The following is a 25,328-nucleotide window of genomic DNA, read 5'->3' on the forward strand; positions in this document are numbered from 1 at the left end:
GACTAAGAGAAGGAGGGCCAGTTCATGGTGTGAACTGGCCCTCCTTCGCTGTCTTTCAGACCTAGCCGCCGGTCTGCGCCTCATCCGATCCACCGGACACCCGGCCGCTCGACTTCTGCAGCCGGTCGATGTGCTCCGATGCCTGGGCCTTGGTGATGTCAGCTGGAATTTCCTCGCCGGCCTCCCGTGCGAGGGTGTCCAGATAACTGCGTTGCGCGTCGGTCATCGGCTCGTCACCGGTGACCCAGTCCTCAGGGTCACGCGCGAAACCGCCCTGGGGCTCCGGCGTCGGGCTTCCCAAAGTCTCATCAGACATAGTGTGCTCCTTTGCTAGTGAACTTACTTGCTGGCTTCTGGAGGCAGCGCCTCGTGATGCTTACGACCGTGCGTTCGGCGGTCCTCCTTCATTTCTGCCTCAAAGAGGTGGCGCTTGCCGTCGACGAGCTCGTCTCTGGCACGCTTTTCGAGCGCCTTGAACGCGGCGTAGTAATGATCGTCATAGTCCTCGACGATCTGGAACGTCCAGCGGCCCTCGATGACGTTCCTGCCCAACACGTCAAGATCCACCTCGTCGGCGAGCGCATCATGTCCCGCCTCCCGAAGCAGCTCAACCGCCTCACCCAAGGCGAGATCCGCCGTTCCCGTCAACCGGTGGAATCCATACAGGAGCCCCCGCGCGTGCTCCACTACTTCAAGCGCTTCCGAGAGTTTCCCGAGCGCTTCCACTGTCTTGTCCGAGGCCGATGCAGGCCGCTGGTGATTGCTGTCCGGCCCGTCCGAATCTGAGATAGTCATACTGCTTACCATATACAGCAGGAGCTTCCCATGGGCAGATCGTCCCCTCGCTCTATACCCTTGTGCGTCACGCGAATACCCTGAATTCATGCCCTCCTTAAGTAGGACTCCCGTCGGCGACAGTACGACGACGGCGAACCTCCCTGCCATTCAACGCCGCACTGTGCGGGTCCTCATTGCCGCTCAAATCCTTGGCGGCATTGGCATGGGGTCGGTCCTCTCAATCGGCGCTGTCATGGCGGCCGAGATTTCCGGGTCTGAAGCACTGTCCGGAGCTGCCGCCACGCTCAGTACCCTCGGCGCCGCAGCAAGTGCCATCCCATTGGCACGCCTTGCCCAGCGGCTGGGGCGCAGGGCGGCGCTGTCGACCGGGGCCTTCATCGCGGCAACCGGGTCCCTCACGGTCATCGCCGCAGCCGCGCTTGAATCCTTCCCGCTGCTGCTCCTGGCCTTTGCGCTGCTCGGTGTCGGTGTTGCCGTCAACCTCCAGTCCCGCTTCGCCGCCACCGATATAGCGAGTTCGGAGCATCGAGGCCGTGACCTGTCCCTCGTTGTCTGGTTCACCACCGTCGGAGCCGTGCTCGGCCCAAACCTGATCGGCCCCGGCGAGGTGATCGCCGAAACCCTCGGCATGCCGAACCTGACCGGTCCCTTCCTCATCGCCGTCTGCGCACAGGTCGCGGCAGCTGCGGTTTACCTGGTGGCGTTGCGCCCGGACCCCTATCTCATCAGCAGGTCCGTGCCGCGGGATCCCAAGGACGACATCCCGGGGGTGGTTCGAGGCAGGGGAGCGCTCATCTTCGCTATCGGAGCGATCGCGATCAGCCATGCGGTGATGGTGTCGGTCATGTCCATGACACCGGTGCACCTGGTGAACCACGGCGTCACACTGACGATCGTCGGACTGACCATCAGCCTGCACATCGCCGGCATGTACGCGTTGTCCCCTCTATTCGGGTGGCTGAGTGATAAGGCCGGCCGGGTGGGCACCATCCTGCTAGGGCAGGGGTTGTTCGCGATCTCGCTCGTTGTCGTCGCGCTGGGAGAAGACAACCCTGTGATGGTCACAGTAGGACTGATCGTCCTCGGCCTGGGCTGGAGCGCATCCACGGTCTCCGGTTCAGCGCTCGTGGCCGACCTGGTCACCGGCGCGGCACGCGCACGGATTCAGGGCCGAACCGACCTCGCCATGAACCTGGCCGGCGCCGTCGGAGGAGCGGCCGCCGGACTGGTGCTGGCGATGGTCGGGTATTCGGGGCTTGCCTGGTCGGCAGGGCTACTGGTGCTCCTGATTGTCGCCGGTTCGACGACGATGCGCACCGCGCGCCCTGTGTCAGCCTGAGGACCCGTGCCTGAAGAGCTGTCCGCCTCAAGAGAAGTCCCACCACCGACTATTGATCAGCATGCTGCCGACTCCTTATCCTGACACTAGTTCAGCAAAGAGCCACGTTCTTCTCATCACAACGGGTCTAGATTGGTGGTCCCTATGCGGACTTTCGGAGTCGAGGAAGAATTCCTCCTGATCGATCCCCGGTCGCTGTCCCCTGAACCAGCAGCCGACGCCGTTTTCCTCGCCGCCCGCGGTGGCGTGGTCACGCGGGAATGCAAGCAGGAACAGATAGAGACGGGTACCGCCCCGCAGACATCACTTGCAGAGCTCAGCGCGGACATTCTGCGCTGCCGCACGCTCGCCAACGAAGCCGCATCGCGGGCGGGCGTCCGGATCGCCGCTCTGGCAACCTCCCCGACCATCACCAGCACATCGCTCACTGGCGATCCACGCTACCTGCAGATGCAGGAGCGGTTCGGCACCACCCTCCGTGATCAGCTGACATGCGGCTGCCACGTTCACGTCGGAGTGGAATCCGATGAGGAGGGGGTGGGCGTCCTCGACCGCATTCGGGTCTGGCTCCCGGTGCTGTCCGCCCTCAGCACCAACTCGCCCTTCTGGAACAGCGAGGACTCAGGCTACGCGAGCTATCGGAGCCAGGCCTGGAGCCGCTGGCCCACTGCAGGGGTGTACGAGACCTTCGGATCGGCGGCGGCATACCATGACCTCGTCGAAGACCTGCTCGCAACCGGCGTACCGATCGACGAGGGCCAGATCTACTTCGACGCCCGGCTCAGCGTCCGCCACCCCACAGTGGAGGTGCGGGTCGCGGACGTCTGCCTTCAGCCGGATGACGCTGTGCTGCAGGCCGCACTCACCCGGGCGCTGGTGGAAACAGCAGCGAGGGAATGGGCACGTGGGATAGCGCCAATTCCCATGCCCGCTGCGCAACTGCGCCTGGCAGCCTGGCGGGCAAGCCGCTTCGGCCTCAGCGGCGACTTGCTGGACCCGCAACTGAACGTCCTCCTTGACGCGCGGCAGGTCGCCCGCAGTCTGTTCGAGTACGTCCGGCCAGTGCTGGAAGAGCAGGAGGAGGAACTCGTGGTTGAGTCCCTCCTCCGCCAAACCCTTCTGCGAGGGACGGGTTGCCACCGTCAGCGGACCGTCTACGCCCGCACCGGAAGCCTTGGAGCAGTGATCTCCGACGCGGTCTTCCTCACCAGTGCCGGCCCGGGCGCCGGCTATGCCATGTCTGCGTAGCGCGCTCGGATTCAGAGCAAGGAACACCGATTCCGAAGACCGATCACGCAGGAGCCAGAGGGGCTGACTGCGGATCCGACGCAATCCCGGTTGAGGTGGCCAGCATCGCTTCGAGTTTCACGATTGCCGCTTCCAGGCCTAACTCGAACGCAATATCCTGGCGGCGTCCGGTGTGTTGAACGGCGAGCACCTTGGTCAGCGCCGGGTGGCGCGCGGCGGAGGCAAACCACAGTGGCTCCGGCGAAGCGGCGTCAATGGCCGCGCCAAGAACCAGGACATCAACGAGTGCGAGTCCACCGAGCAGGGCGCGACCTTCAAAGCCGGCAGACGTGAGGACCTGCGCAAGACTCTCATAGATATCAAGCGTTGCTTCGTCGTCGACCGGTTCTCCCACCAGGGCAGGAATCGCCATGGGGTGCCGCTGCATGGCATCGCGATAGTTGACCGCCCAACGGCGAACCTGCTCCTGCCACGTCCCCTCACCGGGAGGGAAATCACCACGGTTAGTCGCATCCTGGCTGATCAGCGACCGGATGCCCTTGATGATCTCGGTCCGTCCTCCCTTCACGTGGTGATAAAGGGAGGACGGACTGACGCCGAGCTTCTTGGCCAGCCGGGGAATCGAAAATCCACGTTGCTCGTCGAACAGATCGAGCGCAGCCCGGTGAATCTTTCGGGATGTCAGAAGTGGGCTGGTCGGCCGAACCACAGAATTCCCCCAGTTGGCTTGAAGCTAGAAAACAACGACACTGCGGGCACGTTCTCCACGGCGCATCGCATCGAAAGCCTCGTTGATCTCCTCGAGACGGATGCGGTCAGAGATCAGCTCGTCCACCGGCAGCTTGCCTGCGAGATACAGCGCAGCCAACCGTGGGAAGTCCCGGCCGGGCACAGTGGAGCCATAGTTGGAACCGATGATCCGAATTCCTCCTTCAGCCAACGCGAGGCCGTCGAAGCTGATTTCCTGGCCAGCCGGTGGGAGCCCGACGAGAACGGCAGTGCCGCCGCGCACCAGCAGGCCGGGAAGCGATTCAATCGTCTGTTTCCTGCCGATTGCTTCGAAAGCGAAGTCCGCGCCGCCGTTGGTGATCCGGCGGATCTCCTGCTCCGTGTCGGCGCTGGATGTCACGGTGTGTGTGGCACCGAGCCGCGCTGCCAGTTCCAGCTTCTCCTCGCTCAGGTCCAAGGCGATGATGGGGTGGGCACCGGCGAGCTTGAGTCCCATGATGATCGAGAGCCCCACGCCGCCGGCCCCGATGACGACTGCGGAACTGCCGGGAGAGACTGCGGCATCGTTGACGACCGCACCCACGCCCGTGGCAACGGAACAACCGAGAAGGGAGGCGACGTCGAAGGGAACCTCGGAGGGGATCTTCACGGCAGCCGATTCCGGCACCACCGTGTATTCGCTCATGGATCCCACGGCGAGATACGGGTAGACCTGTTCACCGTCAAGGGAAAGGGGTGTGGTCCCGTCGGGCAGCAGGCATTCTTCGGAGCGGCTGCCGGTGCAGACGAACGCCCGTCCCGAGAGGCAGGCGGTGCAGTGCCGGCACGGGTAGAACCAACTGAGCACCACATGGTCCCCGACCTGAACGTCCTGTACCCCGTCGCCGATTGCCTCGACAACACCGGCGCCTTCGTGTCCCATGACGGTGGGGGAGGGCAATTCCCACTCACCGTCAAGCACGTGCCGGTCGGAACCGCAGACGCCCGAAGCGCCCAGACGCACCAGCACCGTTCCCGGACCGGGCGTGGCCACTTCTACTTTCCGGATCTCCAGGTCCGGTCCGCTGCGGTGGAGGGCGGCACGGGACAGCAGGCTCACTTGGTGGTTCCTTTCGAAGTAATGGGTTCACCGGCGTCGAATCCGCCCAGACCGCGCCTCTTGTAGAGGATGGTCGCGAGAATCCAGTGGACCAGCCCGCCGACGACGGCTGCGGGAAGCGAGGCCGTGATGACATTGAATGCCGGCTGGGTCTCAAGGGTGATCGGGTTGTAGAGCCAGAGGTAGAAAGCCGCGCCGAGGACGACGGCGCCCATGCCTGCCCAGTTGACACCCCCTGGAAGGTGGTAGGCGCTGCTGGATCCCGGGGCGTACAGGTCAGCCAAATCGATGCGCTGCTTCCGGAGGATGAAGTAATCGGCGATGATCGCGCCGCACATGGCCGCCAGGAACGCGCCGCTCAGAGTTACGAAGAGGACAAAGCGCTCGTACATGAACTGGGGGAAGAAAGCCAGGATCGCGGGCAGCACGAAGAAACCCGCACACAGCCACTTCCAATGCAGCCCCCGCAGTAGTTTGCCGCTCGATTGACGCAGGGCAAGCACCGTGGAGTAGACGATCGAGGACATGCTGGTGATGTTGGCGAAGCAAATGAACAGGAGGATGAAAGCTCCGAGCAACGGCCCGCCGAAGGGAATCATCCAGACCGTGGGATCGGAGTCGCCGAGAGTCAGGGCAGCGCCCATTCCGACAATCTGTGCCAGCAGAGTGGCGATGAGCAGCCCGCCGTACGCAGGCCAGATCGCTGCGCGGGGCGAGTTTGTCATTCGTGCCAGCGACCCCATGACCGGATACCAGGAAACACCGACGCCGACATTGAATTCGACGGCGATGGCGAAGTTCAGTTGCGGGTCCTCGAAGGGGGCCAGCGGCGCCGCGTTGAGGAGCGTGGCCCAGGACGTGTTGAGCACGAGGAAGACCATGAGCAAGGCGGTGATCACCAGCAGGCCGGGTCCGATGTACTTGTTGAGCTTGCCGATGGTCACCGGGCCGCGGGACAAAATCAACCAGGCCACGGCAATGGCAAGGAGAGCGCCAAGGATGACCATTACGCCGTACTCACCGAACTCCGCACCGGTCGCAACGTTCGCCACCTGGGTGGTGGCGCGTCCAACCATGATGCCGAGGAGGGAAGACCAGCCCATCTCGGTGATCAGGACGACTGTGAACACCAGGATTCCAACACCAACGACGCCGAATACGGGCCGAAGGATGGTGTACTGCTCCACGCCGTAGCGCTGGCTGGCGACGGTGCTCGCCAGGACCATGAAACACAGGCCGATTGCGTTGCCGATGATCATCGCCGCAACGCCCTGCTGGAAACCAACGAAGGATGCAGTAGCGCCACCGACCAGGAAAGCCCACGTGGCAATGGCGAGTGCGACGTTCACCCAGCTGAAATCAGTTGCGTTCCAGACACGTTCCGACTTCAGGAGCGGCAGGGAGCCGAAGGTGTTAGCGTGTTCGACCTCTTCGACCGCAGTGCTTTTTGAACCCTTCACAGCGCCATCACCAGAACTCCGACGAGGCAGATCAGCACCGTCGTGCCGACGTAGACAAGCAGTTCACGGTTGGTCAGTGCGCGGCGTTCAGGGTCACCTGCCTCGCTTGTCCTGATTGTCTCAATGCGCCGGTGCAGTTCTTCCTGCACCAGATCGGCATCACGATTCATCATGGCCTCCTTGCCACATAACCGAATACCTTTCGGTTTCTGCAAGAATTTTGTGCCTAAGATGGGGCCCTGTCAACAGACGGGCGGGCAGGGGAACAAGACCTAGGGAGGCGCAAGTGGTGAAAATCGCAGCGTGGCAGGCCGTTGGCGTGGCGGGAGACCTTCCGGGAAACCTGCAGCGGTTGGCAGCAGCAGCATCCAGTGCGCGTGCCGAAGGCGCGGACATTCTGGTCACGCCGGAGTTGTTCTCGACCGGCTATGCACCCGCCCAGGTGTTCGATACGGACGGCGAGGCCATCCGCGCCGAGCTGGCGGAAATAGCGGGCAACACCAACCTTGCACTGGTCGCTTCCACAGTTGACCGGGACTCGGATCGGCGCTTCATCAGTGCCTCCTTCTTCGACGCTGAGGGCACCGAAAAAACCCGGTATCGAAAGTCCTATCTGTTCGGCGAGGAGGAACGGTCGGTTTTCATGCCCGGCTCAGCTGCGCCGGAGGTCGTCGAGTATGCCGGCCTGCGCGTTGCGCTTGGCATCTGCTACGACGTCGAGTTTCCCGAATTCGTTCGGGGCGCCGCCCGACGGGGAGCCGAGGCACTTTTGATTCCCACCGCGGTACCGACAACGGGAGACGTTGATGGGCTGCCGGCGAACCGGACGTACAACGCCGATCGAATCTCCACGCTCATGGTGCCGTGCCGGGCGATGGAGAACGGGATCTTCATTGCATACGCCAACCATGCGGGCCCGGATTTCACTGGGCTGAGTTGTATTTCAGGCCCGCATGGCAATGTCCTGGCGCAGGCTGAGCGCGGGGAATCGATGCTGTTCGCTCACTTCGATTCCGCCGAGGTGCAACGCGCTCGCCGCATCAACACCTACCTCAGGGACTTTCGCGACGACCTCTGACGGCGACGACCTATAACGGCGCCCCTCACTACTGCATCTCTGCGTAGCGCTTTGCCTGCGCTAACCCTTCGCGCACCTTCTCGGCGTCGTACTCCGGGCCGTAAACAGGTGTGTCCCGCTGGAAGCGCCACCCCTCTGCCAGTGGACCGGCGTCGACAACGTCGAACCCGAACAGGTCGATGAGCGCGCCCACGGTGCGCTTCGCGCCGTCGTCATTCCCTGCGATGGGGAGCGCCCGGCGGCCGGGAGTGCCCTGCGACGCCGACTTGCTCGTGAGGTGGGCCGCATAGATGTTGTTGAACGCTTTCACAACCTGCGCTCCCGGCAGCCGATCCTGCAGCAGCTCGCTCGTCGTGGTCGTTTCGTCATCCAATTCCGGAATCTGCCCGTCCCGCTCCGGATAGTAGTTGTTGGTATCGATGACGGTCTTGCCGTTGAGGGGAGCGGCCGGCACCGCATCGATTGCCTTGAGCGGAACACTCACGACGACGACGTCACCCGCCTCCGCGGCCTCGGCCGGGCTTGCCGCCCGGGCGCGATCGCCCAACTCCTCGACCAGGTCAACGAGGGTTTCGGGCCCGCGCGAATTGCTCAGAACGACGTCGTAGCCGTTCCGGATTGCAAGCCGCGCGAGCTGCGAACCGATGTGACCGCTGCCGATGAAACCGATGGTTTGAACGCCTGTATCTCCTATAGTTCCCATGGCCCGTACAACAGGAAACTTCGCCGGGTATTCCTGACCGGGCTGTCGCTGGCGCCCCGGCGGGTACCTAGCGGTTCAGGCCGTTGGGTGTCTTGCTGATCTCGAGGTCAGCAAGGACCGGCAGGTGATCTGATGAGTTCGTGTCGATGACCTCGGCGAAGCGAGCCTCGATGTCGCCCTTGGTCAGGATGTAGTCGATACGGCGGTTTGGGTTCTCAACGGGGTAGGTGAAGTCCTCATCCTGCCCCAGCGCTGCGAAGACATCGGTGAACTGCGTCAGGATGTCGTTCATTTCCGGTGCGCCCGGTACGGCATTCAGGTCACCGACCAGCACGGCGGGCCGCTGCGATTCTCCGGCGATGGCCAGGATTTCCTTGACCTGCGACTGGCGCTGCTCGCTGCGCTGATGGTCGAGGTGGGTGTTGTAGAAGCTGATGTGGTTCCCCTTCACGTTGACGACGGCTTCCAGCAGCCCGCGTTGCTCGGTGGGCCGCTCGGGGTACGGGATGCTGGTCAGCAGGTGGTTCTCGGAGCTGAGGATGGGATATTCGCTCAGGATGGCCGTCCCGTACTGGCGGCGTTCGGTCTGTCCGTCGGCGGGCGCGCGGTCGAGGTTCGCGCCGTACACATAGTGCATGTCGAGACGCTCGGCCAGGATGGCTGCCTGATCCTGGAAGTCGCTTCGCGAGGACCAGTGGTTGTCCACTTCCTGGAGTCCGATGATTTCGGCACCGGAGTCCTCGATGACCCCGGCGATGCGCTCGAGATCCAGATTGTCTGCGGGATCGGCGCCGTGATGGATGTTGAAGGACATCACTCGCACGTCGGTGTCTTCCGGCGCCGCTGCAGCGGGAGCAGCCCCGATCCCGCCGGCCAGCACGGCGGCAGTGCAAACGGACAGTAATTTCTTGAACATGGATTTCTCCTCGGTAGCGATTCGATGCTGCCGATAGCGGCAGCAGGCGCTTGACCGTTTGGGTGTCGCGCCCCACGTGACGCTAGGCGGCTTAGGTGACCTGCCGCCGTCGTTCTCGCAAAGTGCGGGTGAAGAAGGAGGAATCCGTTTACGCGACGATCTTCGCGTAAACCACGTAGTTGTCGTTGAAGGTGCCGGTGGCTGGATCGTAGCCGTCACAGGTGATGAGCCGGAGTTCCGGACCCTCCGTATTGCCGTAGACCGCTTGCGTGGGGAAGGCGTGCTTTGAGTACTGTTCACCGCGTTCGACGGCGAAGACCGCCACCGTGCCGTCCTCACGCGTGATCTCGACGGTGTCCCCGGGAGTAAGCTGCTTGATCCAGGCGAAGACGCCAGGACCGCCGTCGCTTGCATTCACATGGCCAAGGAAAACGGAAGGCCCGGTTTCGCCCGGCGTGGGGGAGATGCGGTACCAGGCTGCAGGCGCGCCGGGATGTCCCGGAGGCACCTCGAGGGTTCCATCAGGCTGGAGTCCCACATACAGCAGACCGGACTGGACGCCATGCGCTGGGATGTTGAGCGTCACGGGCAGGGAACGGTCGAAGACCTGCGGCGTCGCCTCAACTGGAGGGGCAGACGCAGGCTCGGGGGAGGGCAGAGCCGGTGTCGTTGACGCGGCGCCGGCAGCCGGTCGCGGCTCGGCTGGGGCATCGCTGGGGCTGGGTGCGGGTGGCGCAGCGGGCTTGGCTGCCGACGGCGAAGAGGGCGCGACGGTGAAGGTCGGCTGACCCTCAGGGACACTGGAAGGGCTCGTCGGAGCACACCCGGTAACGAGCAAGAGGGGGACCGCTGCAGCAGCCAGCAGGCTGCCGCAACGGTCCCGGAAGCGGCTAGTCATGGATAGGAGAGTATCCGGTCACTACACCGAACGACGACGGACCACGTAGGCGCCGCCGGCCACCATGGCCAGGACGAACCCGCCCCCGAGAGCAAGAGCTGCCGTGTTGTCCTGCTGTGTCACCTCCACGCCGGTTGCGGCACCGCCGACGGGAACCGTGGGGACCTGGGGCGGGGTGGTCGGGTGATCGACCACCAGGTTCGGGTTGTAAGCGACGGTGGCACTTTCACAACCAACGCCGTCGCTGTCCGAATCGAGGTGGGCCGCATACCCGGGAGTGCCGATCGGAATGTTGTACACCCCGAGAGCCGCTGCTGCGTCGCAGTTCGGAAACGGAAAATGGCCCGCCGACGCCGGTGTCGCCGAGAGTGCCACAAAGCCGGCCGCGGCCGCTACTGCTAGTCCTGCTGTTTTCTTGTTCATGATTTCCCCTCATGGTGATACCGCGAGTGATGAGACGCGGGTCACATGAGGGTAATCAGCCGGCTTATTAGCCGTCAAGGATATCCACAGGTTTATCCAAAGACTGTATTTTCTCCAGCACTCGTGCTATCAGCCCCGGATAAGATGGTTCAACCATTACTCGTACTTGTGGGGACCCGCTTGAATCCTTCGTTGCTTCCGCCTGCCCAGAATCCCCAATCAGCACTGACCCGGGGTAAAGCTTCCAAGTCAACGCTGGTCATGGTGGGATTCGGGCTGTTTCTTATCGTCGTCGGGCTGATTTCGAACGGCGTCAGCGGTGCCCTGGTCATGGCAGGCATGTTGGCTCTGTTCACCGGCCTGTACACAGTCCTCACCGGACGTTCTTCCTGGGCACGCCTGGCTGGCCGCAAAGCGGGCGCCATCGTCGCGGGAGCGAGCGTCGTCGCACTGATCGTCGGTGGATCGCTCCAGCCCACCAGCGAAGAGACCGTACCGACAGCCGCGGCCGAGCAGAACGAAGGCGCCTCCCCAGCGCCTTCGCCCGAGGCAACCGCAACACCTCGTGTTTCGCCGTCTCCGACCACCTCAGCGGAGCCCGACGTGGCACCTCCGGATGGCGGTGACGTCACGGTCGCGTCCGGGGAGCCGACGCCCCCGAGCGACCAGCCGGCGTACGGCGCCGAAGCACTTGCTCTGCTGGAAACGCTTCCCATCAAGGGCCGCGCACCGAAAACCGGTTACGACCGCGACCAGTTCGGTCAGGCCTGGCTCGACGTCGACCGCAATGGCTGCGACACCCGCAACGACATGCTGAACCGCGACCTCCGGGACATCGTCCACACCAATTCGGTGCCCTGCAAAGTACGCTCCGGCACGCTCGATGACCCCTACACCAACACCACCATCCCCTTCCTCCGGGGCGAGGACACCAGCAGTGACGTTCAGATCGACCACGTCGTTGCTCTGGCTGACGCATGGCAGAAGGGAGCGCAGCAGCTCTCATTCGAACAGCGCGTCGCCTTCGCCAACGACCCTTTGAATCTGCAGGCGACTGACGGTCCCACCAACCAGCAGAAGGGTGCCGGCGATGCCGCCACCTGGCTGCCGCCCAACCGGTCCTTCCGGTGTGAGTACGTTGCCCGGCAAGTCTCCGTGAAAGCCACCTACAAGCTGTGGGTCACTCAGGCCGAACACGACGCCATGTCTCACGTACTGTCCGGCTGCCCAGGTTTGCTGGCTCCCACAAACCAGCCGTCACCGGAACCGATTCCGGAATCTCAGCCGACGGTGGAAGAGGCCCCAGCCCCCGCCCCCGCCCCCGCCCCTGCACCAGCCCCTGCGCCTGTACCGGCTCCTGTGCCGGCTCCTGCACCGGCCCCTGCTGTTGCTCCGTACCCGAACTGCACGGCTGCGCGCGCCGCCGGTGCCGCACCGGTGTTGATCGGTCAGCCCGGCTACGGACCCCATCTTGATGGAGACGGCGACGGCGTGGGCTGCGAGTAGTGCAACCGGGGCGGTGACCACGTGCCCGCGTCGTCGGCTGATTCGGAGGGGACATAGACACCCGGATGACACATCGCGCGGCTAGTGTTGGAGCATTACCGACACCTGGGGGGAGGCACGGCGCCCATGGTTCCGAATCCCGGCCATGATCAGCTCGTCGATCAGTGGCTCGATGAATACGCCGCTGCCCAGCACCAGAAGCGGGCCGCTGCAAACGCCATTCAGGACGCGATCGCAGCCCGGTTGGACGACGACGGCCTCAACTATCACGCCATCGAGTACCGCGTGAAGGACCACCAGTCGCTCGAGCAGAAACTTCGCCGCCTCAATTCTGACGGCTCGCCCAAGTACCCGGCCGGGCTGGACGCCATTGACGACGTCATCGGTGTCCGGGTGATCACCTTCCTCCAGCTCGACGTCGAGCGGGCCATCAGAGCACTCAGCAACTCGTTCGAGGTAATCATTCACGTCGACAAAACCGCTGAGCAGCGTGAAAAAGGCGAGTTTGGATACTCGGGGCAGCACCTGGTTCTCAGGATCACCGAGCAGGCCGCTCCGAATGGCTGTCGCAACCACATCGGTGAACGGTTCGAGGTCCAGTTCCGAACCATCCTTCAGCACGCCTGGGCCGAGTTTGAACACGACATCCGCTACAAGAGCGCAGGACCCGTGCCGCCGGAAGTCAATCGAGCCTTCACACTTGCCTCCGGGCTGATCGAGCTGGCCGACAACCAGTTCAGCACCATCAGCAACGTCGTCGCGGCCGAGAAGGCCAACCCCGCGGAGTCGAAAGAATTGCTGCCGATCGAGCTCACGGGAGAGGCCCTTGAGCGCATCCTGGAACAGGCACTCCCGAACAACCCCCGCAGCCGCGTCGAACAGTACGAATGGTTGCGCGAACTGATGGCTATCCACGGAATCACGACAGTTGCACAGGCGTCGGATTTCATCGCTTCTGCCGACTGGGACGCTGTCGCCAGCAAGATCCAGTACAAGTTCGCTCCCGGCCATGTCCGTGCGGCGGACGACCTTCTACTCGTGCGGTTCGGCGAGGAACACATCGAGAAAACCCAGGCGCTCGGCCACGATCGCAACAGGCGCGGCAAGTTGACGCACCGCCTGCGCCGTTTCCGGGACTGACCACAGCGCCCTTGCCCAGCCCTTTGAACTCTCGGAATACTTAAGGGATACGCAGGAATGCGCGGTGAAAGCGGGGTCAGCAGTGAACTACAGAAGCGAGCGTGCACGGCGCCTTGAGCGCCTGTCCGAGGTCCGTGCCGCCCGTCGTTCCGGAAGCAGTGCCGCTGAGGCCATTGAGCAGGTGGACGACGACGAAGATGACGAATCACCGATCACGGACTTCGCTGCCAAGGCCGACTTCGAGATTCGCCAGGCCACCGCGCGCGGCGACTTCGACAATCTGAAGTACGCCGGCAAGCCCATCCCCAACCTCGGCGAGTCCCACGACCCGGACTGGTGGGTCAAAGGCTTGATCGAACGGGAGAAGCTCTCCGGGCTGGCGCCGGCTCCGTTCCGGCTCAAAAAGGAAGATGCCGAACTCGACGACACACTGGATAAGCAATACATGGAAAGCCGGGCCCGCGAGATCCTCGAGGACTTCAACCGGCAGGTTATCGACGCACGCCGGCAACTCCTCGGTGGCCCGCCCGTGGTGACGAAGACCCGGGACGTCGAACAGGAGCTCGAACGCTGGCGCCAACGCCGGGCGGAGCGGACAGCCAGGGCCGCGGAGGAGGCCGCCCCGCAGGAAGAGCCGAAGCGCGCACCGTGGTGGCGCCGTCGTCGTTCCGGATAACTGACGCCTGATGGCTGTTGAGCGGCCGGCACCACGGGTCGGCCGCGCCTAACCGGCTACAAGATCCTGATACTCAGGGTGCCGCTCGATATAGGCGGCGATGAACGGACACAGCGGCACTGCCCGAAGTCCGCGTTCCCGGACATCATCGAGGGCGCCTCGAGCGAGGGTGCTGCCGAGGCCATGGCCTTCAAACGCCGAATCCACTTCGGTATGGGTGAAGATCACCCGGGTGTCGCGGAGACGGTACGCGGCGAAGCCGGCAGGTGCACCGTCGAGACTCACCTCGTACCGTGCAGCGTCCGAATTATTGGATACCGTTGCCCCAGGGGCCACGTGCTACTCCGCGGACAGTTCGCCGTTGGCCACAGCATCAGCGTATTTGCTGAGATCCGGTCCCGGCTCGAAATCGATGAACTGCGGCTGAAGCTTCTCGAACAGGAATTTGTACACTTTGTCCCGGTCGCTCCCGGAGTGCGAGGCCGCCGCCTCTTTCACAGCTTCCTGCAGCGCCTTGTCCGCATCCGAAAGAATCTTCTCGCGCGCCTGGTCGTTCCACTTGATGTCGCTGATGTCCACAGCTGATCTCCAATAGTAAGTAGACTGTTTTTCACCTTCAGGCTACGGGGGTGGACGTGGCGCCACAACCCGCTCATCCTGTCAGAGGAGGATTGATCGTAATCTTCGTGAGGTGGTTGGGCAATGGCAGCACAAGTACAGGGGCGGTTTGAGTATGAGCAGTGATATCGGCGAGCATTCGGTTCGCAGCAAATTGCAGGACCTGATCCTCAACAGCGAAGAGATTGATGTCTTCCTGAATGGAATGGTCGAGATTGCTTCCCGTGAGCTCAGCGAAGTCACCGGCACCCAAATGTTCTCCGCGGTGACCCTGCTGCGTCCCAGACGTGCCGCAACCGTCGCCAGCAGCAGCGAGCAGGCGCGGAACATGGATGAAGTCCAGTACGCGTTCGACGACGGCCCCTGCCTACGAGCGGCCCGCGAGCACTACACCGTGGTGATCCAGGATTATGAAATGGAGGACCGCTTCGGCGACTACAGGAAGGCGATCGAACAGTTCGGCATCCGGTCAACCCTCGGCGTACCGATCCTCCTGACCGACAACGCCGACGCTGGACTCGACTTGTACTGCGAGAAACCGATGGTTTTCACGCCCGAGGTGATTGAAGCAGCCGAGGGCTTTGCAGCCAACGCGTCGAACTCCCTTCGGCTCGCCGTTAAAATCGCGGGCCTCATGGACCACCGCGCGAACCTCACTGCGGCGATGGAAACCCGAACAACCATCGACCTTGCCGTGGGGATCGTCATGGGCCAGAACCGCTGCAGCCAGGACGAGGCCATAAACATCCTCAAGGCAGCGTCGAGCGCCCGGAACGTCAAACTTCACGACGTCGCGGCCGCCGTGGTGGAATCCGTGAACCAGAAGAGTCCCAGCACGCACTTCGACGCCTAGGATTCCGCCGCTAGCGCGCTACGGCGGCCGGTTCCTTCTTCACTTCAGTCTCCCGATCCTGCCGGTATCGAAGATGGCCGAGAACGGTCACGACCGCCGATAGGCCGGCGGAGATCGAGATCCCTACCCACAGGTCGATCAGTAGGGCGAATCCGCCCGCTACGGCGCCCAGGCCGATCAGAAGAATGGCCAGCGCCCGCCGGGCCCAGAACTTCCCCTTGCCTCCCGCGAGCCGGGAATCGGAGGCCAGGCCCGTGATTGTCGAGGTTACGACGACGGTGGTAATTTCCGCGACCTTCAGCCGCTTTGCTGTGGCTGCCTGAATGCCCATCACCGCGGCCAGCCCGGACGTGATCACACTGCCGAGTGTCTCGTCGGCATGGACATCGACCACGCCGACGACGACGGCAAGCGCCGCGGCGCCCGCGGCCACAACACCGAAAGCCAGCGAGGTTCGCCCCGACCATCCCTCAGGGGCCGTGCGCAACAACCGTCCGGCAAGTATCGCGCCGACCATGAAGAAGATGAGCGCCAGGGCCGGCCGAAGCACGGGAAGGTCATCTCCCCCGGCGACCGCCATGCCGAGAAGCACCACGTTGCCCGTCATGTTCCCCGTGAAGACCCTGTCGAGCCCGAGGTAGCCCACCGCGTCGATGACACCGGTGGAAAAGGTGAGCATCAGCATCAGCGTCAGATGCAGGCGGTCAGTGGTGAGCCGGGTGGCTGCCATGCGGGGTCCCTTCGCACTCAAAAAAATCGGAAACAATCTTGTAATGAATGTATACGAAGCTTAGGCTCGTTCAGGCAATTGTATTCAATCCTTACAGAACTTGAAGGATCGAACACAGTTCACCGACGCACAAAGCCGTGACTCGACCAGAGGATTTGCATGAAAACCAGCAGCCAGCTCGGCACAAGGTTGCTCCATACCGCAGCGGCGGGCGCCGTCGTCGTCCTTGCGGCCACCGCCTGCCAACCGATTCAGGCACTGGAACCGGCCCCGGAACGCGAAGAGATCACCTCCCTCCCGATCGGAGACCGCGAGGTCCGGGAGGGCGGTGACCTGGTGATGGCGCTGTCGGCCGAACCCGACCGTCTGGACCCGACCACCTCGTCCTCTCTCTATACGCGCTACGTCATGCAGACGATGTGCCAGAAGCTCTACGACATCGACGCTGAGGGCAAGCTCGTTCCGCAGTTGGCGACGGAGCTTCCGAAAGTGTCCGACGACGGCCTGACGGTCACTATCCCGCTCCGCGGAGACGCTGTCTTCGCCGACGGAGCCGAGTTCAATGCCGAGGCGGTGCGAACAACGCTGGAGCGGCACCTCACGCTGGAGGAGTCGTCCCGCAAGAGTGAGCTGGGGCCGATCAGCAGCATCGAGGCGGTGGACGATACCCACGTCCGCATCACCTACGAGACACCCTTCGCGCCCCTCACTGCTGCGCTGGCAGACCGGGCCGGAATGATGCTTTCACCCAAGGCGCTCAAGGAAACAGGTGACAACTTCGGTGACAACCCCGTCTGCGTCGGCCCGTTCAAGTTCGTCGAGCGCGTGCCCCAGACCTCCATCAAGGTCGAGCGGGATCCCCTCTATTACGACGCCGACAACGTCCATCTCGACACGATTACCTACCGGATCATCACCGATGCGAACATCCGCGCAGCCAACCTCCGCTCCGGCGACGTACAGGTGGCCGACACGATTTCCCCGCAGGACGTTGACGCCCTGATGCAGGAAGACGGCGTTGGCGTACTGCAGGTGGGCTCCCTCGGCTACCAGGGCCTGACCATCAACCTCGGCAACACCGAGGGTGTGGGAGAACCGGTCGGAGAGATCGACACTCCGCTGGCCCAGGAATCGGCCGTCCGCATGGCGCTATCCATGTCGATCGACCGCGAAGCCCTGGTGAACACAGTCTTCAACAGCTGGTTCCAGCCCGCATGCTCGCCGATCTCACCGACCAGCCCGTTCAGCTCGGAACTCAGCGAAGACTGCCCACCCTATGACCCCGACGGCGCTAAGGCGCTCCTCGAGGAAGCCGGCATCGAAACGCCCTATGCCATTGAGATGCAGGTCAGCAACACCCCGGACACACTGCGATTTGCGCAGGCGTTGCAGGCGGCAGTAGCCGACGGAGGGTTCAAGCTCACGATCCTTCCGGTCGAATACTCCACGCTCCTCGACGTGCAGTCCCGCGGTGACTTCGACATGCTCCAGCTCGGCTGGTCCGGCCGCGTCGACCCGCACGGCAACATGTTCAACTTCCTCTCCACCGGCGGAGGCAACAACTACGCGGGCTACAACAACCCGGAGGTCGATCAGCTGCTCAAGAGCGCAGCCCAGGTCAACGACGACGGCGAGCGCGCCGAACTCTACGGCCAGGTGGTCGAGCAGTTGCAAAAGGACAACCCGCTCATTTACCTGTACCGGCAGCGCAGCCTGACCGCGTACACCACGGACATCGCCGGCATCGAGACGTTCGCAGACGGAGTGGTTCACCTGAGCAACGCCGCGTTCCTCGCGGATCCCCAGGAAATCAAGGAAGAGGACTGACCATGGGCCGTTATCTGTTCACCCGGCTCTGGCAGTCCGCGCTTACCCTGGTACTCGCATCGGTCGTCGTGTTCATCGGCGTCCGCCAGCTTCCCGGCGACCCCGCACTCGCCATGGCGGGCGAGGAAGCGACGCCCGAACAGGTCGCCGCCATCCGCACCGAAATGGGGCTCGACCAGCCCCTGGTTGTCCAGTACTTCACGTTCCTCGGCAACCTATTCCGCGGAGACTTCGGCGAATCAACCCGCACCGGCACACCGGTGACTGAGCTGATTGCCACCACACTCCCCGTCACCCTCTGGCTTTCGGCCTACGCAATCGTGGTGGCCGTTGTCGTCGGCATCGTCTTCGGAGTGATCGCCGAGCGCTACCGCGGCCGGTGGCCCGAGTGGATGGCCAACGGCTTCGCGTTGATCGGCCTGTCGGTGCCGAACTTCTGGTTGGGCATCCTCGCAATCCTGTACCTGGCGGTGTTCCTGGGCTGGTTCCCTGCCTCGGGCTACGTCGACGTCATGGCTGAACCCCTACGCGGCCTCTATTATCTGACGCTGCCGGCGATCATCCTCGGCACCGGGCTGGCGGCCGTCATCATGCGTCAGACCCGGGCATCGATGATCGAGACCATGAGCACCGACTACGTCCGGACCGCCCGCGCCAAGGGCCTCGGCCGCGGGCGGGTGCTGGTCCGCTACGGGTTGCGGAACTCGCTGATCGTGGTGGTCACCATAGTGGGGCTGCAACTGGGCGGACTGATTTCCGGCGCCGTGGTCACCGAACGGATCTTCGCCCTTCCCGGCTTCGGCAAGCTCACCCTCGACGCAGTCTTTACCCGCGACTACCCCGTTATCCAGGCAGTGGTCCTCATCATTACCCTCAGCTACATCGTCATCAACCTCGCCGTGGACATTCTCTACTCCGTGGTCAACCCGAAAATCCGAGTCGGAGGAAGCAACTGATGGCCATGACCGAAACCGTCACGACGACGGCCAACACCTCGGAGCCCACACTCGGCACCGGCCGCGGCCGGGTCTGGCGCAGGCTCCGTTCCAACCCCCTCGGCATGACAGGAGCGGTGCTGCTCGCCGTCGTCGTCCTCGCCGCGGTTCTGGCGCCGGTGATCGCTCCGTACGACCCGGCGGAGGTTCATTTCGATACCCCGTTCCAGCAGCCGTTCACCGTCGGGTATCTCCTCGGCACCGACGACCTGGGGCGCGACACCTTCTCGCGCATGCTGTACGGCATCCAGGCCTCGCTCCAGGTCGGTGTGCTGTCGGTACTGCTTGCAGTGCTGATCGGCACTCCGCTGGGCCTGCTGGCCGGCTACTGGAAAGCGTTTGACGCCGTCATCTCCCGGCTCACTGACGTCACCCTGGCGTTCCCGTTCCTGATCATTGCGGTGGGCCTTGCCGCAATCAGCGGACCGAGCCTGGCCAACGCCGCCGTCGCTCTGGGCATCGCGCAGATTCCGACCATGATCCGCGTGGTCCGCGGTGAGACGCTGCGGATCAAGGAGAGCGACTTCGTGCTTGGCGCCAAGACCATGGACGCCTCCGGCCTGAGGATCATGGCCCAGCATGTGCTGCCGAACGCCACCTCGGCGATCATCGTGCAGGCCACGGTGATTATGCCGGTTGCCGTGATCGGTGAAGCGCTGCTGTCCTTCCTCGGCCTCGGCATCCAGCCGCCGACGCCGAGCCTCGGAATCATGCTCTCCGACGCCCAGCAGTACATCTTTCGCTCGCCCTCGGCCGCGATCTTCCCCGGCATCGGAATCGCCGTGATTTGCCTGGCTTTCAACCTCTTCGGGGACGCTCTCCGCGACGCCCTGGACCCGACCAACACCCGCCGAAAGTAGATTGGCCTACATGACCTCCTTCACAACCCCGGATCCCTTCACCACGCGACCCACCCTGCAGGGCAGCTTCGGCATGACGGCATCGACCCACTGGCTGGCAACGGCGTCAGCCCAGGCCGTCCTGGAACGCGGCGGCAACGCGTTCGACGCCGCCGTTGCGGGTGCCTTCGTGCTCCACGTTGTCGAACCGCACCTCAACGGTCCCGGCGGTGACATGACCGGCGTCTTCGCAACCGCCGAGAACCCTTCCGAGCCCGTGGTGCTGATGGGGCAGGGACCCGCACCGGCCGCCGCGACCCGGGAGCACTACCTGTCCGAGGGCCTTGAACTCGTACCGGGAGCAGGTGCACTCGCCGCCGCGGTTCCCGCCGCCGTGGACGCCTGGCTCCTGCTGCTGCGCGACCACGGAACGTGGGAACTGGGCGATGTGCTGGCCTTCGCCATCGGGTACGCACGGAACGGGCACCCCATCGTGGGTCGCGTGGGCGCCACCATCAATGCGGTCAAGGACCTCTTCACCGAGCATTGGCCGACGTCGGCCGCCCTGTGGATGCGGGACGGCTCGATCCCTGCAGAGGGTGACATCGTCAAGAACGAGGCCTACGCAGCAGTGCTGGACCGGCTGGTGGCGGCGGGTACCGCCGGTGACGCGGCGCAGTCCCGCGGGGAACGCATTGATGCTGCCCGCCGGGAATGGCGCGAAGGGTCCGTTGCCCGGGCCGCGGTCGAATTCGTTCAGACTCCCCACCGGCACTCCTCCGGACAGGACCACGCAGGCGTCATCAGTCTCGAGGACTTCGCCTCCTTCGAGGCCGGCTACGAGGAAGCCACCACGCTCGAGTTCCGCGGCTACACCATTGCCAAGACCGGTCCCTGGGGTCAGGGCCCTGCCCTGCTGCAGACGCTCGCGATCCTGGACGGATTCGACGACGACCGGCTGGACCCGTCGACGGCACTCGGCGCACACACCATCCTTGAGGCCCAAAAGCTTGCGATCGCGGACCGTGAAGCGTACTACGGCGACGCTTCTGTCCCCATGGAGTACCTTTTGTCCGAGGAGTACTCCGCCCAGCGCCGGGCGTTGATCACCGATCGGGCATCGACGGAGTTCCGTCCCGGCACCGTACCGGGCCACACGCCGTTCACTCCGCCGCTGCGCACCGAGTACACCCCGCCTGCCCTCGCCGGCGCTGGCGGATTCGCGGGAGTGGGGGAGCCCACGGTGTCCCGCGACGGTGAGACCCGCGGCGACACCTGCCACATCGACGTCGTCGACCAGTGGGGCAACATGGTGTCCGCCACCCCATCGGGCGGATGGCTGCAGTCATCGCCCACCATCCCGGAGCTGGGCTTCTGCCTGGGCTCCCGCCTGCAGATGACCTGGCTCGAGGAAGGTGCACCGTCATCCCTTGAACCGGGCAAGCGTCCCCGCACCACGCTGACACCGACCCTCATCCTCAAGGACGGCAAACCGGTTGTTGCGCTCGGTTCGCCCGGCGGCGACCAGCAGGACCAGTGGCAGCTGCTCTACATCCTCCGCACCATCGTGGGCGGCTATTCACCGCAGCAGGCCATTGACGCTCCGTCGCTGCATACGACGTCGATACCCGGCTCCTTCTTCCCACGCACCTGGGAGCCCGGCGGCGCCGTCGTCGAGGACAGGCTCGGCGAAGATGTGATCACCGACCTCGAACAGCGCGGCCACGTCATCACGCGTGCAGGGGACTGGGCGCTGGGACGCCTGTCTTCTGTTGTGAGCGACCCAACCACCGGCGTCCTCATGGCCGCCGCCAATCCCCGAGGAGCACAGGGCTATGCAGCAGGACGTTAACGAAGTGATTCTGAGCATCCGGAATCTCGAGGTCAGCTTCGGCGGCACGCCGGTGCTGCACAACGTCAGCTTCGATCTGAAGAAGGGCGAGCGGGTGGCGATCGTGGGCCAATCCGGCTCGGGCAAGTCGACGACCATCGCCGCCGTCCTGCGCTTGCTGCCGGGCCTCGGGCACATCACGGGCGGATCCATTCGGCTCGGTGACGGAACCGGAGAGCAGGTGGAACTGTCCAACGCCTCGGAGGCTCATATGAGGTCCATCCGCGGCAAGCGCCTCGGGCTGGTGCCGCAGGATCCGATGTCGAACCTCAACCCCTCCATGAAAGTCGGATCGCAGATCGCCGATGCGCTGATGAGCAACGGACTGCGCGGAAGGACGGAGATCAAGCGCCGGGCCATCGAACTCATGGCGGAGGCCGGCATTCCCGACGCCGAACGCCGCTACGGGCAGTACCCGCATGAGTTCTCAGGCGGCATGCGCCAACGCGTACTCATCGCCGTCGCCCTCGCCGGTGAGCCGGACCTGCTGATCGCCGATGAGCCGACGTCGGCCCTCGACGTCACGGTGCAGCGGCAAATCCTCAACCATCTGCAGACACTCGTCGACGCCCGCGGAACGTCGTTGCTGTTCGTGACACACGACCTCGGGCTTGCTGCCGACCGGACCGACCGCATCATCGTGATGGCTGAGGGACGGATCGTCGAGGTCGGCACACCGCACGAGATCCTCCTGAACCCGCAGGAGGAGTACACCCGGAAGCTGGTGGCGGCCGCTCCGTCGGTGACCGCCGCTCTGCAGGTGGAGGAACCGGGATCGAATGCCGCCTTGCCTGCCGGCCCGACACCGATTCTGGTGGTCCAGGACCTGTGCAAGGAGTTCACCCTTCGCGGCCAGCGCGGCGGTACCGTGCGCGCCGTCGACAACGTGTCCTTCACGGTAAACCGGGGGACGACCACTGCCGTCGTCGGCGAATCAGGTTCGGGAAAGACCACCGTTGCGCGGATCATCCTCGGGCTCGAAACGGCGACAGCGGGCCAGGCACTTATCGACGGCAAGAGCATTACTGCGAGTCGCGGGGCCGAGCGGCGGGCGCTGCGCCGCATGGTGCAGCCGGTCTTTCAGGACCCGTATGGGTCACTTGACCCGACACACAGCATCGAGCGCTTGATCGATGAGCCGTTGCGCATCTTCAAGGTCGGTGACAAGCACAGCCGACGACGGCGCGTGGGCGAGTTGCTCGACCAGGTGGCACTGCCGCACTCCGTCGCTCAGCGGCGCCCGAACGAGTTGTCCGGCGGTCAGCGGCAGCGTGTGGCCATCGCACGTGCCCTCACGCTGGAGCCGGAGCTCATCATCTGCGACGAGGCGGTCTCCGCCCTGGACGTGCTGGTGCAGGACCAGATCTTGAACCTGCTGGCCGACCTGCAGGATAGGCTGGGATTGACCTACCTGTTCATCACGCATGACCTGGCGGTTGTCCGTCAGATCGCCCACAACGTGCTGGTCATGAAGTCCGGAGCGGTAGTCGAGGAGGGCAGCGTGGACAAAGTGTTCCTTCATCCCGAAGCCCAATACACCGAGGAGCTACTTGGAGCCATTCCCGGGGCAGCCTTTGCAGCCTGAGAATTCCTCACATCAGCGGAGCGACGACGAGGACGCGCCGCCGAAGCAGCGCGTCCAGGACGAGATCCGCCGGGACATCATCTTCGGAGCGCTGCCTCCCGGCACGCGCGTGACGGAGACAGCCCTTGCTACCAAGTACGGCATCTCCCGGGTGCCCGTCCGTGAGGCGCTGCGCGCGCTGGAGGCCGAGGGCTTCGTCGAGTCCAGGCCCTACGCCGGATCAACAGTGTCGAAAATTCCGGTGGATGATGCCGAAGACCTCTTCTTCGTGCGTGAAGCCCTCGAATCGGCTACCGCCCGGCGGGCGGCCCGGCGGGCTGCATCGCAGTTCAACGCGGGTGCTCCAAGCGTGGAGTGGTGGCAGGCGCGGAAGGCGCTGGCGGGCATCCTCGATGAGGGGGACGCCGCCGTCGCGCAGAACCGGTTGGAACTGCTGCCGGAACTGAACATCCGATTCCACCTTGGCGTGGCGGAACTGAGCGGGAGTGCATCCCTGACCGCCCTGCTGCGCCAGATCGCGGGAAAGATCGAATGGCTGTACGCCACCGACGTCGATACACGCGGCAAGGAATCCTGGAGTGAGCACAGGAGCATCCTTGCCGCGATCGACGCCGGGAATTTCGCAGAGGCCGAGAAGCTCATGGCGAATCACGTGCATCAGTCCAAGGAGGGTTACCTGGACCGATTCTCGTCGGAGACCGGCTGACTACAGGAACGGACGCAGCGGCGCGAGGATCGCTTCACTCACGCGGGCCACGATGTGCCGGCTCTCCCACTCCTCAAGGGGCAGTTCACGGCAGTTGCTGCTGTCGATCTCGAAGATGTGTTCCATCGTGGTGGCAAGCTTCTCGTCGAACAGCTCAATATTGATCTCGTAGTTACCGGTCAGGCTGAGGCGGTCGATGTTGGCTGTTCCCACGGTCGACCATTCCCCGTCGACCGTTGCGGTCTTCGCATGGATCATGGCGTTCTGGTACAGCAGGATCTTCACACCGTTGCGAAGCAGCGTCGAATAGAACCCGCGGGACAGCCAGTCCGACACCACGTGGTTGGAGTCCTCAGGCAGGATGACCCGCACATCCACGCCGCGCTTGCTGGCCCGCAACAGGGCCTCGAGAATCTGCCGGTCCGGGATGAAATAGGCCGTGGTGATGTAGATGTGGCTGTGCGCCCGGTTGATCGCGTCCAGGTAGACGCCGCGGATCGGGAAAACGAGGTTGGCCGGAATGTTGTTGACAGCCCGGAGCCGCGGTTCCCAGAATTCCGCACTGGTCTCCTCCAACGGGCGGTGACGCTGGGTGGGAGCAGCGTTCCAGAACGCGACGAACGCCTGCCGCAACTCCCAGACGGACTTTCCAACCAGTTTCAGGTGGGTGTCGCGCCACTTGGACGCGTAGAGGGAGCCGATGTTGTAGCCGCCGACATATCCGATGGAATCGTCCACCACCATGATCTTGCGGTGATCAAAACCAGTACCGCGGATGTTCGTGAAGACAATCGACGGACGGACCAACGGGAACCGGAACACCGAGACATTGGGGTGGAAACGGTAGAACGTCGGAGGCACCACAAGGTTCGCGAAGCCGTCGTAAATGACGTACACCTTCACGCCGCGGGCAGCCGCCTCATTGAGGGCGTCCTTGAACTGCCGGCCGATTGCGTCACCCTTCCAGATGTACGTCTCCAACATGACGGTGTGCTTGGCTTCGCGGATGGAGGCGAGCATGTCCTCATAGAGGTCATGGCCGTAGGTGAAGACTGTCGTCTCCGACCCGGCGACCTCTGATTCGAAGATGCCCGGATGCGGAAAGCCGGGACGCTTGCTTCGCCGCTTCTTCTGTACCGCATCGACCAGCACGATGGCGGCGATCACCAGTGCCTGCACGGCTCCGAACGCCATGGCTGCCCGCGCGAGAAGCGATCGGGTGAGCGCGAACAAGTGAAGGCGGCGAAGAGTACGCATGAAAAGAGCGTAAC

At 63.9% G+C, this 25,328-nt stretch carries 27 protein-coding genes; 13 read left to right on the top strand and 14 right to left on the bottom strand.

The window, feature by feature from the left end:
- Positions 1 to 61 precede the first annotated feature (61 nt).
- Both M1D74_RS04230 and M1D74_RS04235 read right to left on the bottom strand, forming a co-directional pair.
- Complete coding sequence (locus tag M1D74_RS04230; protein ID WP_309071134.1) at positions 62 to 316, bottom strand: DUF3072 domain-containing protein; 255 nt, start codon at positions 314 to 316, stop codon at positions 62 to 64.
- A 23-nt stretch (positions 317 to 339) separates the two neighbouring features.
- The gene (locus tag M1D74_RS04235) at positions 340 to 795 is read right to left on the bottom strand and encodes a hypothetical protein (RefSeq protein ID WP_309124491.1); all 456 of its coding nucleotides are present in this window, start codon (positions 793 to 795) and stop codon (positions 340 to 342) included.
- Between the two features lie 88 nt (positions 796 to 883).
- Here M1D74_RS04235 and M1D74_RS04240 point away from each other — a divergent pair, with 88 nt between their 5' ends.
- Positions 884 to 2,137 carry an MFS transporter gene (locus M1D74_RS04240; RefSeq protein WP_309071132.1) on the top strand — a complete coding sequence of 418 codons (1,254 nt, stop codon included), beginning with the start codon at positions 884 to 886 and terminating at the stop codon, positions 2,135 to 2,137.
- Between the two features lie 144 nt (positions 2,138 to 2,281).
- The gene (locus M1D74_RS04245; protein ID WP_458116609.1) at positions 2,282 to 3,385 is read left to right on the top strand and encodes a carboxylate-amine ligase; all 1,104 of its coding nucleotides are present in this window, start codon (positions 2,282 to 2,284) and stop codon (positions 3,383 to 3,385) included.
- A 43-nt stretch (positions 3,386 to 3,428) separates the two neighbouring features.
- Here the strand turns inward: M1D74_RS04245 and M1D74_RS04250 are convergent, their stop codons facing one another.
- From M1D74_RS04250 to M1D74_RS04265, 4 genes are read right to left on the bottom strand one after another with little or no spacing between them, the layout of a single operon-like run.
- Positions 3,429 to 4,094 (bottom strand): TetR/AcrR family transcriptional regulator, encoded by a 666-nt coding sequence (locus M1D74_RS04250; RefSeq protein ID WP_458116610.1) that lies wholly within the window; start codon positions 4,092 to 4,094, stop codon positions 3,429 to 3,431.
- 24 nt (positions 4,095 to 4,118) lie between these two features.
- Positions 4,119 to 5,213: an alcohol dehydrogenase catalytic domain-containing protein gene (locus tag M1D74_RS04255; protein WP_458116611.1), complete on the bottom strand. Its 1,095-nt coding sequence runs from the start codon at positions 5,211 to 5,213 to the stop codon at positions 4,119 to 4,121.
- Positions 5,210 to 6,673: a purine-cytosine permease family protein gene (locus tag M1D74_RS04260; RefSeq protein WP_458116612.1), complete on the bottom strand. Its 1,464-nt coding sequence runs from the start codon at positions 6,671 to 6,673 to the stop codon at positions 5,210 to 5,212. The genes M1D74_RS04255 and M1D74_RS04260 overlap by 4 nt, the downstream gene beginning before the upstream one ends.
- Positions 6,670 to 6,846, bottom strand: coding sequence for a hypothetical protein (locus M1D74_RS04265; RefSeq protein ID WP_458116613.1), 177 nt, complete (start codon positions 6,844 to 6,846; stop codon positions 6,670 to 6,672). The genes M1D74_RS04260 and M1D74_RS04265 overlap by 4 nt, the downstream gene beginning before the upstream one ends.
- A 113-nt stretch (positions 6,847 to 6,959) precedes the next feature.
- Between M1D74_RS04265 and M1D74_RS04270 the strand changes: the two genes are divergently transcribed.
- Positions 6,960 to 7,751: a nitrilase-related carbon-nitrogen hydrolase gene (locus M1D74_RS04270; RefSeq protein ID WP_458116614.1), complete on the top strand. Its 792-nt coding sequence runs from the start codon at positions 6,960 to 6,962 to the stop codon at positions 7,749 to 7,751.
- Between the two features lie 28 nt (positions 7,752 to 7,779).
- Here the strand turns inward: M1D74_RS04270 and M1D74_RS04275 are convergent, their stop codons facing one another.
- The 4 genes from M1D74_RS04275 to M1D74_RS04290 form a co-directional block, all read right to left on the bottom strand.
- Positions 7,780 to 8,454, bottom strand: coding sequence for an NADPH-dependent F420 reductase (locus M1D74_RS04275; RefSeq protein ID WP_458116615.1), 675 nt, complete (start codon positions 8,452 to 8,454; stop codon positions 7,780 to 7,782).
- Between the two features lie 67 nt (positions 8,455 to 8,521).
- Positions 8,522 to 9,370 carry an endonuclease/exonuclease/phosphatase family protein gene (locus tag M1D74_RS04280; RefSeq protein WP_309071128.1) on the bottom strand — a complete coding sequence of 283 codons (849 nt, stop codon included), beginning with the start codon at positions 9,368 to 9,370 and terminating at the stop codon, positions 8,522 to 8,524.
- Between the two features lie 148 nt (positions 9,371 to 9,518).
- Entirely contained in the window at positions 9,519 to 10,268 is a 750-nt protein-coding gene (locus tag M1D74_RS04285) for a class F sortase (protein WP_458116616.1), read from the bottom strand.
- A gap of 21 nt (positions 10,269 to 10,289) precedes the next feature.
- Positions 10,290 to 10,691 carry an excalibur calcium-binding domain-containing protein gene (locus tag M1D74_RS04290; protein ID WP_458116617.1) on the bottom strand — a complete coding sequence of 134 codons (402 nt, stop codon included), beginning with the start codon at positions 10,689 to 10,691 and terminating at the stop codon, positions 10,290 to 10,292.
- A 261-nt stretch (positions 10,692 to 10,952) separates the two neighbouring features.
- Here M1D74_RS04290 and M1D74_RS04295 point away from each other — a divergent pair, with 261 nt between their 5' ends.
- From M1D74_RS04295 to M1D74_RS04305, 3 genes are all read left to right on the top strand, one after another.
- Positions 10,953 to 12,197 (top strand): GmrSD restriction endonuclease domain-containing protein, encoded by a 1,245-nt coding sequence (locus tag M1D74_RS04295; protein WP_458116618.1) that lies wholly within the window; start codon positions 10,953 to 10,955, stop codon positions 12,195 to 12,197.
- Between the two features lie 126 nt (positions 12,198 to 12,323).
- Positions 12,324 to 13,337 (top strand): GTP pyrophosphokinase, encoded by a 1,014-nt coding sequence (locus M1D74_RS04300; protein ID WP_458116619.1) that lies wholly within the window; start codon positions 12,324 to 12,326, stop codon positions 13,335 to 13,337.
- Positions 13,338 to 13,419: 82 nt separating this feature from the next.
- On the top strand, positions 13,420 to 14,013 hold the full coding sequence (locus tag M1D74_RS04305; RefSeq protein ID WP_458116620.1) for a DnaJ family domain-containing protein: 594 nt from the start codon (positions 13,420 to 13,422) through the stop codon (positions 14,011 to 14,013).
- 48 nt (positions 14,014 to 14,061) lie between these two features.
- Here M1D74_RS04305 and M1D74_RS04310 read toward each other — a convergent pair whose 3' ends face one another.
- Positions 14,062 to 14,349, bottom strand: coding sequence for a GNAT family N-acetyltransferase (locus M1D74_RS04310; RefSeq protein WP_458116621.1), 288 nt, complete (start codon positions 14,347 to 14,349; stop codon positions 14,062 to 14,064).
- Positions 14,350 to 14,352: 3 nt separating this feature from the next.
- A complete protein-coding gene (locus tag M1D74_RS04315; RefSeq protein ID WP_458116622.1) occupies positions 14,353 to 14,592 on the bottom strand; it encodes a hypothetical protein in 240 nt (79 codons plus the stop codon).
- A gap of 154 nt (positions 14,593 to 14,746) precedes the next feature.
- On the opposite strand from M1D74_RS04315, the gene M1D74_RS04320 reads away from it, so the two are divergent.
- Entirely contained in the window at positions 14,747 to 15,484 is a 738-nt protein-coding gene (locus M1D74_RS04320) for an ANTAR domain-containing protein (RefSeq protein WP_458116623.1), read from the top strand.
- Between the two features lie 10 nt (positions 15,485 to 15,494).
- On the opposite strand, the gene M1D74_RS04325 is transcribed toward M1D74_RS04320, so the two are convergent.
- Positions 15,495 to 16,214: a YoaK family protein gene (locus tag M1D74_RS04325; RefSeq protein ID WP_458116624.1), complete on the bottom strand. Its 720-nt coding sequence runs from the start codon at positions 16,212 to 16,214 to the stop codon at positions 15,495 to 15,497.
- Between the two features lie 159 nt (positions 16,215 to 16,373).
- Between M1D74_RS04325 and M1D74_RS04330 the strand changes: the two genes are divergently transcribed.
- From M1D74_RS04330 to M1D74_RS04355, 6 genes are read left to right on the top strand one after another with little or no spacing between them, the layout of a single operon-like run.
- The gene (locus M1D74_RS04330; RefSeq protein WP_458116625.1) at positions 16,374 to 18,041 is read left to right on the top strand and encodes an ABC transporter substrate-binding protein; all 1,668 of its coding nucleotides are present in this window, start codon (positions 16,374 to 16,376) and stop codon (positions 18,039 to 18,041) included.
- A 2-nt stretch (positions 18,042 to 18,043) separates the two neighbouring features.
- The gene (locus M1D74_RS04335; protein ID WP_458116626.1) at positions 18,044 to 18,997 is read left to right on the top strand and encodes an ABC transporter permease; all 954 of its coding nucleotides are present in this window, start codon (positions 18,044 to 18,046) and stop codon (positions 18,995 to 18,997) included.
- A 5-nt stretch (positions 18,998 to 19,002) separates the two neighbouring features.
- Positions 19,003 to 19,896: an ABC transporter permease gene (locus M1D74_RS04340; protein WP_458116627.1), complete on the top strand. Its 894-nt coding sequence runs from the start codon at positions 19,003 to 19,005 to the stop codon at positions 19,894 to 19,896.
- Between the two features lie 10 nt (positions 19,897 to 19,906).
- Positions 19,907 to 21,727, top strand: a complete 1,821-nt coding sequence (locus tag M1D74_RS04345) for a gamma-glutamyltransferase family protein (RefSeq protein WP_458116628.1) — start codon at positions 19,907 to 19,909, stop codon at positions 21,725 to 21,727.
- Entirely contained in the window at positions 21,711 to 23,351 is a 1,641-nt protein-coding gene (locus tag M1D74_RS04350; RefSeq protein WP_458116629.1) for a dipeptide ABC transporter ATP-binding protein, read from the top strand. Before M1D74_RS04345 ends, M1D74_RS04350 begins: the two co-directional genes overlap by 17 nt.
- On the top strand, positions 23,317 to 24,057 hold the full coding sequence (locus M1D74_RS04355) for a GntR family transcriptional regulator (protein WP_458116630.1): 741 nt from the start codon (positions 23,317 to 23,319) through the stop codon (positions 24,055 to 24,057). The genes M1D74_RS04350 and M1D74_RS04355 overlap by 35 nt, the downstream gene beginning before the upstream one ends.
- On the opposite strand, the gene M1D74_RS04360 is transcribed toward M1D74_RS04355, so the two are convergent.
- A complete protein-coding gene (locus M1D74_RS04360; RefSeq protein WP_458116631.1) occupies positions 24,058 to 25,314 on the bottom strand; it encodes a phospholipase D-like domain-containing protein in 1,257 nt (418 codons plus the stop codon). It abuts the gene before it with no gap.
- Positions 25,315 to 25,328: the final 14 nt, after the last annotated feature.

This window comes from Arthrobacter sp. D2-10 (genome assembly GCF_054161285.1).

What these genes read in the sequence shown, in the direction of transcription:
- M1D74_RS04285 (WP_458116616.1), bottom strand. Translation starts at nt 10,268, where the DNA reads ATGACTAGCCGCTTCCGGGACCGTTGCGGCAGCCTGCTGGCTGCTGCA.
- M1D74_RS04345 (WP_458116628.1), top strand. Translation starts at nt 19,907, where the DNA reads ATGACCTCCTTCACAACCCCGGATCCCTTCACCACGCGACCCACCCTG.
- M1D74_RS04300 (WP_458116619.1), top strand. Translation starts at nt 12,324, where the DNA reads ATGGTTCCGAATCCCGGCCATGATCAGCTCGTCGATCAGTGGCTCGAT.
- M1D74_RS04240 (WP_309071132.1), top strand. Translation starts at nt 884, where the DNA reads ATGCCCTCCTTAAGTAGGACTCCCGTCGGCGACAGTACGACGACGGCG.
- M1D74_RS04275 (WP_458116615.1), bottom strand. Translation starts at nt 8,454, where the DNA reads ATGGGAACTATAGGAGATACAGGCGTTCAAACCATCGGTTTCATCGGC.
- M1D74_RS04295 (WP_458116618.1), top strand. Translation starts at nt 10,953, where the DNA reads ATGGTGGGATTCGGGCTGTTTCTTATCGTCGTCGGGCTGATTTCGAAC.
- M1D74_RS04245 (WP_458116609.1), top strand. Translation starts at nt 2,282, where the DNA reads ATGCGGACTTTCGGAGTCGAGGAAGAATTCCTCCTGATCGATCCCCGG.
- M1D74_RS04320 (WP_458116623.1), top strand. Translation starts at nt 14,747, where the DNA reads ATGAGCAGTGATATCGGCGAGCATTCGGTTCGCAGCAAATTGCAGGAC.
- M1D74_RS04340 (WP_458116627.1), top strand. Translation starts at nt 19,003, where the DNA reads ATGACCGAAACCGTCACGACGACGGCCAACACCTCGGAGCCCACACTC.
- M1D74_RS04280 (WP_309071128.1), bottom strand. Translation starts at nt 9,370, where the DNA reads ATGTTCAAGAAATTACTGTCCGTTTGCACTGCCGCCGTGCTGGCCGGC.
- M1D74_RS04330 (WP_458116625.1), top strand. Translation starts at nt 16,374, where the DNA reads ATGAAAACCAGCAGCCAGCTCGGCACAAGGTTGCTCCATACCGCAGCG.
- M1D74_RS04335 (WP_458116626.1), top strand. Translation starts at nt 18,044, where the DNA reads ATGGGCCGTTATCTGTTCACCCGGCTCTGGCAGTCCGCGCTTACCCTG.
- M1D74_RS04230 (WP_309071134.1), bottom strand. Translation starts at nt 316, where the DNA reads ATGTCTGATGAGACTTTGGGAAGCCCGACGCCGGAGCCCCAGGGCGGT.
- M1D74_RS04350 (WP_458116629.1), top strand. Translation starts at nt 21,711, where the DNA reads ATGCAGCAGGACGTTAACGAAGTGATTCTGAGCATCCGGAATCTCGAG.
- M1D74_RS04360 (WP_458116631.1), bottom strand. Translation starts at nt 25,314, where the DNA reads ATGCGTACTCTTCGCCGCCTTCACTTGTTCGCGCTCACCCGATCGCTT.
- M1D74_RS04235 (WP_309124491.1), bottom strand. Translation starts at nt 795, where the DNA reads ATGACTATCTCAGATTCGGACGGGCCGGACAGCAATCACCAGCGGCCT.
- M1D74_RS04265 (WP_458116613.1), bottom strand. Translation starts at nt 6,846, where the DNA reads ATGATGAATCGTGATGCCGATCTGGTGCAGGAAGAACTGCACCGGCGC.
- M1D74_RS04290 (WP_458116617.1), bottom strand. Translation starts at nt 10,691, where the DNA reads ATGAACAAGAAAACAGCAGGACTAGCAGTAGCGGCCGCGGCCGGCTTT.
- M1D74_RS04325 (WP_458116624.1), bottom strand. Translation starts at nt 16,214, where the DNA reads ATGGCAGCCACCCGGCTCACCACTGACCGCCTGCATCTGACGCTGATG.